Source organism: Mycobacterium sp. RTGN4 (assembly GCF_033804635.1).
Lineage (GTDB): Bacteria > Actinomycetota > Actinomycetes > Mycobacteriales > Mycobacteriaceae > Mycobacterium.
In genome coordinates this window covers 209,762-224,031 of sequence record NZ_JAPZLB010000005.1, presented here as the reverse complement: position 1 = coordinate 224,031, position 14,270 = coordinate 209,762, and the positions used below count along the sequence as shown (strand labels likewise).

16 protein-coding genes are annotated in these 14,270 nt (G+C 66.7%); 7 read left to right on the top strand and 9 right to left on the bottom strand.

The window, feature by feature from the left end; genetic code table 11:
- The first annotated feature begins 52 nt into the window (after positions 1 to 52).
- Positions 53 to 625 carry a 5-formyltetrahydrofolate cyclo-ligase gene (locus tag SLQ30_RS13060; RefSeq protein ID WP_319446927.1) on the top strand — a complete coding sequence of 191 codons (573 nt, stop codon included), beginning with the start codon at positions 53 to 55 and terminating at the stop codon, positions 623 to 625.
- Here SLQ30_RS13060 and SLQ30_RS13055 read toward each other — a convergent pair.
- A complete protein-coding gene (locus SLQ30_RS13055) occupies positions 622 to 1,338 on the bottom strand; it encodes an HNH endonuclease family protein (RefSeq protein WP_319446712.1) in 717 nt (238 codons plus the stop codon). The genes SLQ30_RS13060 and SLQ30_RS13055 overlap by 4 nt on opposite strands.
- 63 nt (positions 1,339 to 1,401) lie before the next feature.
- Between SLQ30_RS13055 and SLQ30_RS13050 the strand changes: the two genes are divergently transcribed.
- Positions 1,402 to 1,764, top strand: a complete 363-nt coding sequence (locus SLQ30_RS13050; protein WP_319446711.1) for an FmdB family zinc ribbon protein — start codon at positions 1,402 to 1,404, stop codon at positions 1,762 to 1,764.
- Positions 1,765 to 1,828: 64 nt separating this feature from the next.
- Positions 1,829 to 2,491, top strand: coding sequence for an SAF domain-containing protein (locus SLQ30_RS13045; RefSeq protein ID WP_319446710.1), 663 nt, complete (start codon positions 1,829 to 1,831; stop codon positions 2,489 to 2,491).
- Positions 2,492 to 2,495: 4 nt separating this feature from the next.
- Here the strand turns inward: SLQ30_RS13045 and SLQ30_RS13040 are convergent, their stop codons facing one another.
- Positions 2,496 to 2,705 carry a hypothetical protein gene (locus tag SLQ30_RS13040; RefSeq protein ID WP_319446709.1) on the bottom strand — a complete coding sequence of 70 codons (210 nt, stop codon included), beginning with the start codon at positions 2,703 to 2,705 and terminating at the stop codon, positions 2,496 to 2,498.
- Positions 2,706 to 2,840: 135 nt separating this feature from the next.
- Between SLQ30_RS13040 and mscL the strand changes: the two genes are divergently transcribed.
- Positions 2,841 to 3,293 carry a large-conductance mechanosensitive channel protein MscL gene (mscL, locus tag SLQ30_RS13035; protein ID WP_319446708.1) on the top strand — a complete coding sequence of 151 codons (453 nt, stop codon included), beginning with the start codon at positions 2,841 to 2,843 and terminating at the stop codon, positions 3,291 to 3,293.
- A gap of 66 nt (positions 3,294 to 3,359) precedes the next feature.
- Here mscL and SLQ30_RS13030 read toward each other — a convergent pair whose 3' ends face one another.
- The 7 genes from SLQ30_RS13030 to SLQ30_RS13000 form a co-directional block, all read right to left on the bottom strand.
- Entirely contained in the window at positions 3,360 to 4,004 is a 645-nt protein-coding gene (locus SLQ30_RS13030) for an MspA family porin (RefSeq protein WP_319446707.1), read from the bottom strand.
- A gap of 679 nt (positions 4,005 to 4,683) precedes the next feature.
- On the bottom strand, positions 4,684 to 5,220 hold the full coding sequence (locus SLQ30_RS13025; RefSeq protein WP_319446926.1) for a MogA/MoaB family molybdenum cofactor biosynthesis protein: 537 nt from the start codon (positions 5,218 to 5,220) through the stop codon (positions 4,684 to 4,686).
- A gap of 29 nt (positions 5,221 to 5,249) precedes the next feature.
- Positions 5,250 to 6,566, bottom strand: coding sequence for a S1C family serine protease (locus SLQ30_RS13020; protein WP_319446706.1), 1,317 nt, complete (start codon positions 6,564 to 6,566; stop codon positions 5,250 to 5,252).
- A gap of 146 nt (positions 6,567 to 6,712) precedes the next feature.
- Positions 6,713 to 8,230, bottom strand: coding sequence for a HAMP domain-containing sensor histidine kinase (locus SLQ30_RS13015; protein ID WP_319446705.1), 1,518 nt, complete (start codon positions 8,228 to 8,230; stop codon positions 6,713 to 6,715).
- Positions 8,230 to 8,916: a response regulator transcription factor gene (locus SLQ30_RS13010; protein WP_319446704.1), complete on the bottom strand. Its 687-nt coding sequence runs from the start codon at positions 8,914 to 8,916 to the stop codon at positions 8,230 to 8,232. The genes SLQ30_RS13015 and SLQ30_RS13010 overlap by 1 nt, the downstream gene beginning before the upstream one ends.
- A gap of 69 nt (positions 8,917 to 8,985) precedes the next feature.
- Positions 8,986 to 9,159, bottom strand: coding sequence for a 50S ribosomal protein L32 (rpmF, locus tag SLQ30_RS13005; RefSeq protein WP_319446703.1), 174 nt, complete (start codon positions 9,157 to 9,159; stop codon positions 8,986 to 8,988).
- A gap of 95 nt (positions 9,160 to 9,254) precedes the next feature.
- Positions 9,255 to 9,629 carry a hypothetical protein gene (locus tag SLQ30_RS13000; protein ID WP_319446702.1) on the bottom strand — a complete coding sequence of 125 codons (375 nt, stop codon included), beginning with the start codon at positions 9,627 to 9,629 and terminating at the stop codon, positions 9,255 to 9,257.
- 157 nt (positions 9,630 to 9,786) lie between these two features.
- On the opposite strand from SLQ30_RS13000, the gene SLQ30_RS12995 reads away from it, so the two are divergent.
- The 3 genes from SLQ30_RS12995 to SLQ30_RS12985 are packed head-to-tail and all read left to right on the top strand — an operon-like array spanning position 9,787 to position 14,215.
- Positions 9,787 to 11,478 (top strand): acyclic terpene utilization AtuA family protein, encoded by a 1,692-nt coding sequence (locus SLQ30_RS12995; RefSeq protein ID WP_319446701.1) that lies wholly within the window; start codon positions 9,787 to 9,789, stop codon positions 11,476 to 11,478.
- Positions 11,475 to 12,623 (top strand): acyl-CoA dehydrogenase family protein, encoded by a 1,149-nt coding sequence (locus SLQ30_RS12990; RefSeq protein ID WP_319446700.1) that lies wholly within the window; start codon positions 11,475 to 11,477, stop codon positions 12,621 to 12,623. The genes SLQ30_RS12995 and SLQ30_RS12990 overlap by 4 nt, the downstream gene beginning before the upstream one ends.
- Positions 12,620 to 14,215 (top strand): acyl-CoA carboxylase subunit beta, encoded by a 1,596-nt coding sequence (locus SLQ30_RS12985; RefSeq protein ID WP_319446699.1) that lies wholly within the window; start codon positions 12,620 to 12,622, stop codon positions 14,213 to 14,215. The genes SLQ30_RS12990 and SLQ30_RS12985 overlap by 4 nt, the downstream gene beginning before the upstream one ends.
- The last annotated feature ends 55 nt before the right edge of the window (positions 14,216 to 14,270 follow it).

The window sequence follows — 14,270 nt, the reverse complement described above, 5'->3', positions numbered from 1 at the left end:
AAGGTGCACATTTGGCCCGGGTGACATCGTGGACCGCGTGGACGGCGAGCCGATGACGAAGGCCGCGCTGCGAGCCGCGATCGTGGCCGGGCGCCGCGCGCTGCCGCCGGAAAGACGACGCGCGGACGACGAAGCCCTGCGCCGTCACCTCGTCGCTACGGTGCACGCGGGCGCGACGGTGTGCGCCTACGTACCGGTGGGCACCGAGCCCGGCTCGCTCGAGACGCTGGATGCATTGGTCGCGGCGGGGGTCCGCGTGCTGTTGCCCGTCGCACGCGAGGAATCGGGTCATCCCCAGCCGTTGTCGTGGGGCGAATACCGGGTCGGCACCCTCGTCGACGCGCCATTCGGGCTGCGCGAACCGGCCGCTCCATGGCTGCCCGCCGAGACGATCGCGTCGGCATCGATCGTGGTGGTCCCCGCCCTTGCGGTGGATCTCACTGGCGCGCGGCTTGGGCGCGGCGCGGGCTTCTACGACCGGTCGCTCGCGCTTGCCGACCCCGCGGCGATGCTGGTCGCGATCGTGCGCGACGACGAGCTGGTCAAACACCTGCCCAGCGAGCAGCACGACGTCTCGATGACCCACGCGCTGACCCCGACCCGCGGACTCGTCGCGCTCGGCTAGCACCCGGCCAGCACGTCGGTGATGGCGCGCTTCTCGTTGGCGGAGACCGCCAACCCGTAGGCGGTCTTCACGTCGACCACCCGTGCGACGAACGCGCACCGGAACGCCGCGTTGGGCGGAAGCCAGCTGGCCGCATCCCGAAAAGCCTTGTCGAAGTTGACTTTTCCGCCGACGGACAGCAAGTTGCGTGGGTCGTTCGCGAAGTCCCGGCGACGCTGGTCATCCCATAGCCGCGCGCCCTTGTACCAAGCGTCGGAAAGCGACACCACGTGGTCGATCTGCACCGCGTCGGAGGTGTTCGGCCCGCGGACGAACGCGATCGTCTGCCCGGTGTACGGGTCGTGCAAGGTGCCACTCTGCGCGAAGCACGTGCCTGGCCGCACGACCAACTGGGCGAGATCACGGCGCAACACGTCGTCGCGGGTGTTGCACCCGTTGTGACCGAACTCGACGTTGACGTCGTCACTCCAGGCCTCGCCGAACGCGCTCCGCCGGAAGTCCACCTGCCGGTCCCAGCCCTTGACCGGCAACCGCTTGGCGTCGGACCGGGCCTGATCGAACATCGGAGTGGCAGGAGTGGCAGGCCTGACAGGGCCCGCTGCCGTCGTCGGCCCCGCGGGCGCCGCCGGGTTGGGGTGTGGACGGAGCCACAGCCACCAGACCAGCGCGGCTCCAGCGGCAATGACCAGCACCAAGGGAATGACCCGCCTCACGTAGCGGTTCTAGCACTTGAGCCGATAGAGTGCTAACAGGTTTGACCAAATTCGGAGGTTTCTGTGCCGACCTATTCGTACGCGTGCACCGAGTGCGACAACCGCTTCGATGCGGTTCAGGCGTTCACTGATGATGCGCTGTCCGCATGCCCCAAGTGCGACGGACGGCTGCGCAAGCTCTTCGGCAAGGTCGGGGTTGTCTTCAAGGGCAGCGGCTTCTACCGCACCGACAACCGCGAATCGGCGAAGAGCACGAGCAACGGCTCCGCCTCCAGTAGCGAGTCGTCGAGTTCGTCGTCCTCCGAGAAGGCTTCCGACAAGCCGGCCGAGAAGTCCAAGTCGTCCGACAAGTCGTCGAGCTCGTCCGGTTCGTCGGACAAGTCGAGCTCGTCGTCGAGCTCAAGCACCGCCGCCGCATCCAGCTAGCAGTTATCCACAGGTCGCCGCGCGACCCCTGCCGCAACGGGCACCCGCTGCCTAACGTGACGGCATGGGGGAATCGCTCAATCCGTCGCCGCTGACGCGGCTCTGGCATGGCTTGCGGCCCGACTGGTCGCGCACCATCGCGGCCCGCCGCGTCGCCGCCGGAGCCTTGGTCATCCTGGCGGCCATCGCGGCATTACGGCCCGACCCTTCGGCCGACCGCGCGGACGTCGTCGTGGCGGCGCACGACCTGACGCCGGGGGTCCGACTGACGGCCGACGACGTCATCGTCGAATCACGCTCGGCGACAACCATTCCCGACGGCTCACAAACTGATCCCTCAGCGCTTGTCGGTGCGACGCTGGCCGGCCCCAGTCGACGTGGCGAGGTGCTCACCGACGTCCGACTGCTGGGTGCTCGCCTCGCCGAGGCCACCGCGGGCCCAGACGCCCGAGTGGTCCCGCTGCACGTCGCCGACCCTGCTCTGCTCGAGTTGGTCCGTCCTGGCGACGTCGTCGACGTGCTGGCCGTCGAGACCCAGGGCGTTGGCGAGCACGACGGGCTCAGGCCGCGCGTGGTGGCCCGCGGCGCGATCGTGGTGCTGGCCTCCCCGACCACGAAGGCACCGGGCCGCGGTGACGGGGTGGTGCTGGTTGCCCTACCCGCTCAAGAGGCGATCGACGCGGCAGGCGCATCGCTCACGCAGGCCGTCACGCTGACTTTCCACTGAGCATTCACTTGTGCGGTGCGGGCACCGGCGTGGTGGCTGGCGCAGGCGAACCGTGCCCGATCGCGTCCATCACCATGTCTGCCAATTCATCCGGTGTCGACGTCGACGGTGGTGGCGGCACCGGAGTCGACGGTTCGGCACTCGCCGTGCCACCAGACAGCGCCGAAAACGCAATCAGCACAGCCACAGCCGACAGATACCACCGCTTCGTCACGTCACTCGCTCCCGAGATGGGTTCACACGTCAAAGGATTTCCTTGAAAGCTAGCACCGTAGTTGGACCCATGCAGCGTTGCGCCGTCTAACGTTGAGCACCTGCTAAGTCCAACCCCCAAGGAAGGAATCCGCTCGTGTTGAAGGGCTTCAAGGAATTTCTCTCTCGCGGCAACATCGTCGACCTCGCCGTCGCGGTGGTCATCGGCACCGCGTTCACCGCGCTCGTCACCAAGTTCACCGACAGCATCATCACCCCGCTGATCAACCGCATCGGCGCGGGCGGCAACTCGGACTACGGCATCCTGAAGATCAACATCGGTGGCGGACAGACCATCGACCTGAACATCCTGATTTCGGCGGCCATCAACTTCGTCCTGGTCGCCGGGGTCGTCTACTTCCTGGTGGTCGTGCCGTACAACCGGCTGCGCAAGAAGGGTGAGGTCGAGCAGGCCCAAGACACCGAACTGACCCTGCTCACCGAGATCCGCAACGTCCTTCGCGACGGATCCAGCGCCGAGACCGTCACCGGCCCTGGCACCGGCCCCAGCCCCGATACCGCGAAGTTCACCAGCGGCGACACCGAGTAGCCCAACCCCGAACACGAAACAGCCCCCGGCCGAGGCCGGGGGCTGTTTACGTGAACTAGGGAGTGTTTAGTTCATGTTCCAGGGCTCGCCGTAGGTCGTGACGCTGTCGCCAGTTGAGGCGATCAGCCGACCGAAGGGACGGAGCAGCACGCCGCCGGCAGCACCGGTGACCGTGCCGTGAGCGTTGGAGACCGCGACGCCGCCGGCAGCACCCTTGACGTCGACCGAGAAGGTCGCGACTTCCTGGATGCCGGGGCCGTTGCCGAGGTCAGCGCTGATCGACACACCCGGGAACAGGTTCGGGGTGATGACCGAGCCCAACGGGTTGAAGCCTGCGCTCAACGGGTTGATGTTCGCGTCGTCGAGCAGGATGTTCGGGGTGGTGTAGCTGAAGTTGATGCCGACGCCCAGTGACCACGGGAAGCCGATCTGGTAGCCGAGCTCCAGCGTGCCTTCGAAGTCGTCGGCGCCGGGGCCGGCGACGATGTACTTGGCGCGACCGGAGTGGAACCACTCACGGGTCAGCCGGTTGCGGTCCAGCGGGAACACACCGTCGAGGAAGGTGTCCCACTGTTGGATCGTCAGAGTCCGACCCTGGCCGTCGACCAGACTCAGCTCGTTGTCCAAACCTGCATGTGAGGTGCCCGTGCTGACGAAGAGCGCCGCGATGGCGGCGATCATCGCCACCAGCACCCGACTGATTGCCTTCATGTTCTCCCTAGCTTGTCGTTGACGGATCCTGACCCGTCGTTTCCTGTGCCCGGCCCGTACCGGTAAACCTGACACCTTTGAAGAAGTCGATGTGAGTGAAATTAGAAGGCTCACACTTTGTTCTTACGTTCTGCTCATCGTTGACGTCAGAAACATAACGGGGAGGCATCCGCGCGGCAACGCATAGGGGCAGCCGTTTCGGATCGCCTACCGCGTTGAGGCTCGTTTGCTGTTCACATATCGACGGGTTCCGCCCCATCGGCGAGACCAGGCGGATCGAAGTAGGCTCGCCCGCCGCGCGCTGATTCGCGCTCGATGAGGCGAATGGACAAGCGGGAACCCATTTCCCGCCCGGAACGTGAAATCAGAGGTCAGCCATGGTGAGGCGGGACGTTGTCCCGCAGCCACTGATCCCGTTCGTCGTCGTCTGCGCTTGAACCTTCATCACGCTCGTCACTCGAAGCCATCGGCAGTTCTTCCCCGAAGATTGGGTTAACTGAGTGGCGCTTTGGCGCCGCGGGATCAGTCACCGGACCTCCGCAATGTGATGAACATCACACATGCGTTGGAGTGGCCGTTCACAGGGCGTTAACAAACCAGCGGGCCAAAGGCCGAAACCGAACATGGGCGCCCGACAGCGAGATTCGCTGTGGGCGCCCATTTCGGCAAAGTTCAACGGTTAAATTTCCAAACTGGATAGCTGCGCGATGATGTGGGTCGCGAGCGGACCGAGCGTTGCCATGCCGTCGCGGACAGCGCCTCGGGACCCCGAGATGTTCACCACCAGCGTGCTGCCCGAGATGCCGGCCAGGCCACGCGACAGTCCTGCGTCGACGATCCCGGCGGACAGGCCCGAAGAGCGCAGGGCCTCGGAGATGCCGAGCAACTCCCGATCCAAGATGGTCGTGGTGGCCTCGGGCGTCACGTCCCGCGGAGTTACGCCGGTGCCGCCCACCGAGATCACCAGGTCGACGCCGCCGATGACGGCCGTGTTCAAGGCGTTGCGGATCTCGATCTCGTCCGCGGACACCACCACGACCCCGTCGACGACGAAGCCGGCCTCCCCGAGCAGCTCGGTGACCAAAGGTCCGTTGTGATCCTCTTCTCCGTGCGCGGAGCGATCGTCTACGACGACCACCAACGCGCGCCCCACCAATTCACCAGGCTGCTCCATGACTGCAACCGTATATCTCGCCCCTGACGCGGGCGCCACCATGGTCAGCGGGGGGCGTCCCTCCGTGATGGTCACTGCTTTGCCGTTCCGAGCGTCACCTGGACGGTCTGCGTCTTGCCTGCCGAGTCGAGGTACGTCAACGTCACACGGTCGCCAGGAGCCCTGGACCTCACCGCCGCCACCAACGCGTCGCGACTGGCGATCACCCGATCGTCGACCTTGGTCACGATGACCCCGTTAGGAAGCCCGGCCGCCGCGGCCGCGCCACCGCTGGTGACGTCGGCGATCTTGGCGCCATCCACCGTCGCGTCGCCGGTCACCTGCACACCCAACGAGGCGTGCGATGCGGTGCCGTTCTGAATGAGTTCGTCGGCGATGCGCTTGGCCTGGTCGACGGGGATGGCGAAGCCAAGCCCGATGGACCCGCTCTGTGACTGCCCCGAGTCGCCGCCGAGCGTCGCAATGGCGGAGTTGACGCCCACCAATTGGCCGTTCATGTCGACCAAGGCGCCCCCGGAGTTACCGGGGTTGATCGCCGCGTCCGTCTGAATCGCATCGAGCACGGTGTTCTGATTTTGAGGGTCACCACCTGCGGCCACCGGCCGGTTGAGTGCACTCACGATCCCGGTGGTGACGGTGCCCTCCAGCCCGAGCGGCGAGCCGACGGCGACGACGTCCTGGCCCACGCGAAGGCCGCTCGACGAGCCCACCGCGATGGGCGTCAATCCGGAAACGCCGTCTGCCTTGACCACCGCGATGTCACTGCTGGGGTCGGTGCCCAAGACCTTGTACGTCGCGGTGACGCCGTTGGCGAAGGTCACCTTGGTCACGGTGCTGCCCGGTGCGGCGTCCTTGGCCCCGGCCACCACGTGGTTGTTGGTGAGGATGAGCCCGTCGGCGGAGATGATGATGCCGGAGCCCTCTTCGGACTGCCTGCCCATCACCGTTTCAATCTTGACCACACTGGGCACAACCTTGGCCGCCACCTGCTCGACCGAGCCCGCGGGCAGATTGGCCGCGGGTTGACCGGGCGCAGCGCCAGACATCGACGTGGTGACCGTGGAGTGCTCCGGGCGGACCAGCGTGGCAACGCCGCCCCCGATAGCCGCGGACGCCAGCGCGATGGTGAGCGCTCCAACCGTCAAAAACCCTGCGCGCGAACGCTTCTGGGGTTGCACCTGATACGGCGGGAGGGCCATCGTGCGGGTGTAGTCATACGGATCGTACGGCTGGCGATACGGCGGTTGCTGTTGCGTGGCGTAATGCCAATCGAACTGCGGAGCACCCGGCCGATGCTGCCCGGGATGGCCCGGCGTGCCTGCGGCGTACTGGCCCTGATGAGGACCGGGCTCGCGTGGCGCCTGCGGCGGGTACGGGTGGTTAGTCATTACGGCTCGTTGCTCTACTTTCCACTGGTTGCATCGGCACTACGTAGTCAGTACAACGGTTCTGTTACCCCGCACTGTGCCCGCTACGGCTGAGAATCCACTTAGAGAATCATCGGGACATTCACAGACTTCCCCCCAAAACCCCCTCAATTCTCGGGGTTTTCGCCCGCCCCGTCCACCGCAGCGTCCCCGCGTGTCGTGTCGGACGGATCCCTGGCCACGGCGACCGGGCGACCAGGCAGCACCACGTGGATGGCGGCGCCGGGCGGATCGCCACCGGGCACGGTGTCGTCAATGCGAAGCGTCCCACCATGTTTGACGACGACCTGCTTGACGATCGCGAGCCCCAGCCCCGACCCGGGCAACGCGCGCGCCAAGGTGGACCGATAGAACCGTTCGAAGACCAGGCGGCGCTCGTCGGGCGGAATGCCCGGCCCGTGATCACAGACCATCAGTTCGGCGTACATCGGGTCGACCTGCGTCAACCGCACCCCAACACGCCCGCCGGGCGGGCTCCACTTGGCGGCATTGTCGAGCAGGTTGAGCACCGCCCGGGACAGTCCCGGTGCGTCACCGTTGATCTGCCAATCGATCAGTGCGACGTCAAACTCGATGTCATTGCGGCGCCGTCGAACTCGCTCGAGACTGCGGTCGATCACGTCAGCGAGGTCGAGGGGCTCATGAACCGTGACACTTGCGTCGTCCCTGGTGAGGTCCATCAGATCGCCGACCAACGTGGACAACTCTTCGATCTGTGCGATCACGTCCGACTGCAGGCCGGCCATCTCCTCGTCGGGCAGCCGCGGCGCACCCGGCCTCATCGAGGCCATCAACAGTTCGACGTTGGTGCGCAACGACGTCAGCGGCGTACGCAGCTCATGCCCCGCATCGGAGACCAACCGGGCCTGCCGATCGCGTGAGTCCGCGAGCCCACCGAGCATCTTGTTGAACGCTTCGGTGAGTCGGGCGAGTTCGTCGCTGCCGTGGACGGGGATCGGCCGAAGATCGTCGGTACGGGCGACACGTTCGGCAGCCTCGGTCAGCCGGGCCACCGGCCGCAGGCCCGTACGGGCGACCGTCCCGCCCGCGATCGCCGCCACTGCCATGCCAACCCCGCCGACGATCAGCAGGATGGTCCCCAATCTGTTGAGCACCTTGCTGGTGGGCACCATGTTCTTGGAGATCAGCAGCGAGCTGCCGCTGGAGAGGTGGATGGCCAGCACGCGCTGGTAGTTGGTGGTCCGCAGCGACCAGAGCAGTTGGCCCTGGATGACTTCCTTCTCCGGCTGCCCCAGCGGAAGCGTCTGGCCTTCCTGGTTGGTGGCGTAAATGGCGCGGCCCGGGTTCACCAGCATCGCGTTGACGTCGGAATAGGCGGTGCCCTCGATGGCCTTGCCGGGGTCCGCCGCCAGCGACCCGCTCTCGATCAGCAGCCGCGCCCGAGTCTGCAATTGATTGTCGATGTCTTGGTACAGCGCACGCGACACCACCACGTACACCGCAACGGCCATGAGCACGACGACCATGGCCACCATCGACATGGCCAGCAGCATCACCCGCCAGCGCAGCGACACCGAGCTCGCGTCGTGCAGACCTGCGGTGCTGACGTCGGTTGCGCGGCGCTCGCGCGCCCGCCACCAGAAGGGCGACCTCGTCGTAGCCATCAGGGTGGCGTCTCGCGCAGCACGTAACCCACACCTCGTACGGTGTGGATCAAGCGCAGCTCGCCCTCGGCTTCCGTCTTGCGTCGCAGGTACCCGACGTACACCTCGAGCGCGTTGCCGGACGTCGGAAAGTCGAAGCCCCAGACCTCTTCGAGGATCCGGCTTCGGGTAAGCACCCGGCGCGGGTTGGCAATGAGCATCTCCAACAATGAGAACTCAGTGCGGGTAAGGCTGATCTGCCGCTCGCCGCGCGTGACCTCGCGGGTCATCGGGTCCAGGCTCAGGTCTGCGAACGTCAGCGTGGCCGACTCGCTCCGGTCATCGAAGGCCGTCCGGCGCAACAGTGCGCGCATCCTGGCCAACAACTCTTCGAGTGCGAACGGCTTCGGCAGGTAATCGTCGGCGCCTGCGTCAAGTCCGGCCACCCGCTCAGAGACGGAATCGCGGGCCGTCAACACCAGGATCGGCAAGTCGTCGCCCGTGCTGCGCAGGTGTCTGCAGACTTGGAGCCCGTCCATCCGGGGCATCATCACGTCGAGCACGAGGGCATCGGGGCGTTCGCGCGTGATCATCTCGAGCGCTTCCTGCCCGTCTTGAGCAAGGTCGACCGTATAGCCGTTGAACGCGAGTGAGCGGCGCAAGGATTCGCGTACCGCGCGATCGTCATCGACGACAAGAATGCGCACAGCCACAGTCTCAACCCACTATCTGAGAGTGGCCTGAGAGGCGCGCCGCTCCGTTAGCGATGAATTGGGTTAGCGACGGTCGAGGTTGAGCAAGCCGAGGCGGGCGGCCTTGAGCAGGCGACGCGGCACCTTGTGCTGCTGACCGGCGACGGTCACGCCGACGAGTTCGGGCTTGTCGGCCTTCCACTGCGCGCGGCGGCTACGGGTGTTCGAGCGCGACATCCGGCGCTTGGGCACAGCCATGTTCAGGTCTCCTCTTGAGGGGTGCTGCCGCGCGAATACTCCGGCGTCGGCAAGTGCCCTTCAGAATAGCCGCTGAGGTGCTCAGCCTCCAAAACTCACCCTCGATAAACCGGCACGGACGGACCATAGGCCGGCGCAGCGGCGCCAACCGGTGGGGCGTCCTTCACCACGCACAGCACGACAACGTCGCGCGTCGTGTACGCCCATGCGGTGTCCGGGCCGCACTGCGTGGGGTTGTCGACCCGCGTCGCGACCCGGTAGTCGCGGGCCGGATCGGTGCACGACACGATGTTCGCGTAGACCAGGTCGTCGGCGTTGAAGCCCAGGTGGTTGTTCTGGTAGTCGATGCAGGTCCCGACCGGGAAATCGGCGGCCATGCCCGACGTCTTGGCCTGAGCAGGCGCGGCGCCACCGAGGGCGAGCACGCTCGCGGCGACGGCCGCGGCGAATGCAGTGAAGATGCGGACCATCCACGGACTATAGAGCCGAGCTGACGACGGCGGCGGCGATATGTCCGTGCGGATCTCGCCAGCATTCGCCCGGGCCTTGACTCGGTACCCGCGGTAGCCAGTAACCTACCGGTTGGTTGGGCGCGCAATGATGCGATGGGTGCGATGGGAGTGCTGGGTGACCGTACGGATCGGCAACTGCTCTGGCTTCTACGGCGACAGACACGCCGCCATGCGCGAGCTGATCACCGGCGGCGAGTTGGACTACGTGACCGGCGACTACCTCGCCGAGCTCACCATGCTGATTCTGGCCCGCGATCGTGCCAAGTCACCCGAACGCGGCTACGCCAAGACGTTCCTCACACAGTTGGAGGAATCACTCGGGCTCGCCGTGGAGCGCGGCGTGAAGATCGTGGCCAACGCGGGCGGACTGAACCCCGCGGGCCTTGCGACGGCCGTCCGCGCGCTGGCCGAACGCCTCGGCCTATCGGTGAACGTGGCACACGTCGAGGGCGACGACCTGATCTCCCGGGCCGACGAACTCGGGTTCGGCGCTCCCCTCGCGGCGAATGCCTACCTCGGCGCGTGGGGCATCGTCGACTGCCTCAACGCAGGGGCCGACGTCGTCGTCACCGGACGTGTCACCGACGCCTCGGTCATCGTCGGGCCGGCGGCCGCGCACTTCGGCTGGACCGGCACGGATTACGACGCTCTCGCAGGCGCCGTCGCCGCGGGCCACGTCATCGAGTGCGGCACTCAGGCCACCGGGGGAAACTTCGCGTTCTTCACTGAGATTGCCGACCTCTTGTATCCCGGCTTCCCGATCGCCGAAATCGACGCCGATGGTTCATCGGTCATCACCAAGCACGCGGGCACCGGCGGGCTCGTCAGCACCGACACGGTCACCGCTCAACTGCTGTACGAGATCGGCGGCGCCCGGTACGCCAACCCCGACGTCACGCTGCGGGTGGACAGCATCGCGCTCGCGCAGGACGGCCCCGATCGCGTCCGCATCAGCGGCGTAAAGGGCGAACCCCCGCCCCCGACGCTCAAGGTGTCGCTGAACAGCATCGGCGGCTTCCGCAACGCGGCCACCTTCGTGCTCACCGGCTTGGACATCGACGCCAAAGCCGACCTGGTGCGCCGCCAACTCGAAGCGGGCTTGACGGTCAAGCCGGCAGAGCTCGAGTGGACGCTTGCCCGCACCGACCATCCCGATGCGGACACCGAGGAAGCCGCGAGCGCCCTGCTCCGGTGCGTGGTCCGGGACGCCGATCCGGCCAATGTCGGACGTCAGTTCTCTTCTGCCGCAGTTGAACTCGCGCTCGCCAGCTACCCGGGCTTCACTACCACCGCACCGCCGTCCGACGGCCAGGTCTATGGCGTCTTCACCGCGGGTTACGTCGACGCCACCGCAGTTCCACACGTCGCGGTGCACGCCGACGGCAGCCGTACCGACATCGCGTCGGCCACCGAGACCAAGACGCTCGAGCCGGTCGGGCCCTTCGCACTGCCCGAGCCACTGCCCTTCGGAGCCACGCGCCGCGTCCCGCTCGGCACCATCGCGGGTGCCCGCAGCGGCGACAAGGGCGGCAACGCGAATGTCGGGGTGTGGGTGCGCGGTGACGAACAGTGGCGGTGGCTGGCCTACGCGTTGACCGTCGAGAAGCTGCGCGAACTGCTCCCCGAGACCGCCGACCTGACCGTCACCCGCCACCTACTGCCCAACCTTCGGGCAGTGAACTTCGTCATCGAGGGCATCCTCGGACAGGGCGTCGCCTACCAGGCCCGCTTCGATCCCCAAGCCAAGGGCCTCGGCGAATGGCTGCGCGCCCGCCACATCGACATTCCCGAGGAGTTCGTGTCGTGAGCATCTGGACCACATCGGAGCGCGATGCACTGCGAAAGACGGTGCGCGACTTCGCCGAACGCGAGATCCTGCCAAACGTCGACGAGTGGGAGCGCACCGGCGACCTGCCCCGCGCACTGCACCGCAAGGCGGGCGACGCCGGACTGCTCGGCGCAAACTTTCCCGAAGCGGTCGGCGGCGGAGGCGGAGACGGCGTCGACTCCGTGATCATCTGCGAGGAGCTGCACCAGGCGGGCGTCCCGGGCGGTGTCTTCGCGTCGCTCTTCACGTGCGGCATCGCCGTGCCGCACATGATCGCCTCGGGTGACGAGCGGCTGATCGACACCTACGTGCGACCCACGCTGAGCGGCAACAAGATCGGCGCGCTGGCCATCACCGAGCCCGGCGGAGGATCCGACGTCGGACACCTGACCACCAAGGCGGTCCGCGACGGCGACGAGTACATCCTCAACGGCGCCAAGACCTACATCACCTCCGGCGTTCGAGCCGACTACGTGGTGACCGCCGCACGCACGGGCGGGCCTGGGGCAGCCGGGGTTTCGCTAATCGTCGTCGACAAGGGCACGCCCGGCTTCGAGGTCACGCGCAAGCTGGAGAAGATGGGTTGGCGGTCGAGCGACACCGCCGAACTGTCGTACACCGACGTGAGGGTGCCGGCGGCCAACCTGATCGGCGCGGAGAATTCGGGCTTCCTGCAGATCGCCGCGGCCTTCGTCTCCGAACGTGTCGGCCTCGCCGCGCAGGCCTACGCGAGCGGGCAGCGCTGCCTCAACCTCACCGTCGAGTGGTGCCGCAACAGAGAAACCTTTGGTAGGCCGCTGATCTCGCGTCAGTCGGTGCAGAACACGCTGTCCGAGATGGCGCGGCGGGTCGACGTGGCCAGGGTGTACACCCGCCATCTGGTGGAGCGGCAACTCGCTGGCGAGGAGAACCTGATCACCGAGGTGTGCTTTGCCAAGAACACCGCCGTCGAAGCAGGCGAATGGGTGGCGAATGCGGCCGTTCAGCTCTTCGGCGGCATGGGTTACATGGCCGAGTCCGAGGTCGAGCGGCAATACCGCGACATGCGCATCCTCGGTATCGGCGGCGGCACCACCGAGATCCTGACCGGGCTGGCCGCCAAGACGCTGGGGTTCCAGTCATGACGGCCCTGAAGTCGTTGATCGACGTCCGATCCGCGGCGTACACGGATGCCGCCGAGGCCATGACGGCCAAGCTGACCGAACTCGAAGCCGAGCAGACCAAGGCGCTGGCAGGTGGGGGTGCCAAGTACGTCGAACGGCACCACGCCCGCGGCAAGCTGACGGCGCGGGAACGCCTCGAACTGCTGCTCGATCCCGACTCGCCGTTCCTCGAACTCAGCCCCTTGGCGGCCTGGGGCACCGACTTCACCGTCGGCGCCAGCGTGGTCGCGGGCATCGGCGTCGTCGAAGGTGTCGAGTGCCTGATCGTGTCCAATGACCCAACGGTCAAGGGCGGCACCAGCAATCCGTGGACGCTGAAGAAGATCCTGCGCGCCAACCAGATCGCGTTCGAGAACCGACTGCCGGTGATCTCGCTGGTGGAGTCCGGCGGCGCTGACCTGCCCACCCAGAAGGAGATCTTCATCCCCGGCGGGCGGATGTTCCGCGACCTGACCAGGCTGTCGGCGGCAGGCATCCCGACCATCGCGCTGGTGTTCGGCAACTCGACGGCGGGCGGCGCGTACATCCCCGGCATGTCGGACCACGTCGTGATGATCAAGGAGCGCTCGAAGGTCTTCCTCGCCGGGCCGCCGCTGGTCAAGATGGCCACCGGCGAGGAGTCCGACGACGAATCGCTTGGCGGCGCCGAAATGCACGCCCGCACTTCGGGTCTGGCCGACTACTTCGCCGTCGACGAACTCGACGCCATCCGCATCGGGCGCCGAGTGGTAGCCCGGCTGAATTGGCACAAGCGGGGCCCTGCGCCGCGTCCGTTCACCGAACCACTGTTCGACGCCGACGAACTGGTAGGCATCGTGCCGCCCGATCTGCGCATCCCGTTCGACCCGCGCGACGTCATCGCCCGTGTCGTGGACGGCTCCGACTTCGACGAGTTCAAGCCGCTCTACGGCGGGTCGCTGGTCACCGGGTGGGCCACCCTGCACGGCTATCCGATCGGCATCCTCGCCAACCATCGCGGGGTGCTGTTCAGCGAGGAATCGCAGAAGGCCACCCAGTTCATCCAGCTGGCCAATCGCGCCAACACGCCACTGCTCTTCCTGCACAACACGACCGGGTACATGGTCGGCAAGAAGTACGAGGAAGGCGGGATGATCAAGCACGGTTCGATGATGATCAACGCCGTGTCCAACTCGACAGTGCCGCACATCTCGCTGCTCATCGGCGCGTCCTACGGCGCGGGCCACTACGGTATGTGCGGGCGCGCATACGACCCTCGGTTCCTGTTCGCCTGGCCAAGTTCCAAGTCCGCGGTCATGGGCGGAACCCAGCTGGCCGGCGTGCTGTCGATCGTCAGCCGCGCCGCCGCCGAGGCGCGCGGCCAGCAGGTCGACGAGGAGGCCGACGCCGCACTGCGCGCCGCAGTGGAGGCGCAGATCGAGGCCGAGTCGCTGCCCATGTTCCTTTCCGGACGGCTGTACGACGACGGCGTCATCGACCCGAGGGACACCCGCACCGTGTTGGGAATGTGTTTGTCCGCCATCGCCACTGGCCCGATCGAGGGGACGTCGAACTTCGGCGTCTTCCGGATGTGAGCGCCGCCATGGTCACCCACACCGCGATTTCGGCGCGCTTTTCCGCGCTGGCTCC

Coding starts and splice junctions, on each gene's coding strand:
- SLQ30_RS13060 (WP_319446927.1), top strand. CDS start 53: ATGACGAAGGCCGCGCTGCGAGCCGCGATCGTGGCCGGGCGCCGCGCG.
- SLQ30_RS13045 (WP_319446710.1), top strand. CDS start 1,829: ATGGGGGAATCGCTCAATCCGTCGCCGCTGACGCGGCTCTGGCATGGC.
- SLQ30_RS13030 (WP_319446707.1), bottom strand. CDS start 4,004: ATGAAGGCAATCAGTCGGGTGCTGGTGGCGATGATCGCCGCCATCGCG.
- SLQ30_RS13025 (WP_319446926.1), bottom strand. CDS start 5,220: ATGGTGGCGCCCGCGTCAGGGGCGAGATATACGGTTGCAGTCATGGAG.
- SLQ30_RS13020 (WP_319446706.1), bottom strand. CDS start 6,566: ATGACTAACCACCCGTACCCGCCGCAGGCGCCACGCGAGCCCGGTCCT.
- SLQ30_RS13015 (WP_319446705.1), bottom strand. CDS start 8,230: ATGGCTACGACGAGGTCGCCCTTCTGGTGGCGGGCGCGCGAGCGCCGC.
- rpmF (WP_319446703.1), bottom strand. CDS start 9,159: ATGGCTGTGCCCAAGCGCCGGATGTCGCGCTCGAACACCCGTAGCCGC.
- SLQ30_RS13000 (WP_319446702.1), bottom strand. CDS start 9,629: ATGGTCCGCATCTTCACTGCATTCGCCGCGGCCGTCGCCGCGAGCGTG.
- SLQ30_RS12985 (WP_319446699.1), top strand. CDS start 12,620: ATGACGGCCCTGAAGTCGTTGATCGACGTCCGATCCGCGGCGTACACG.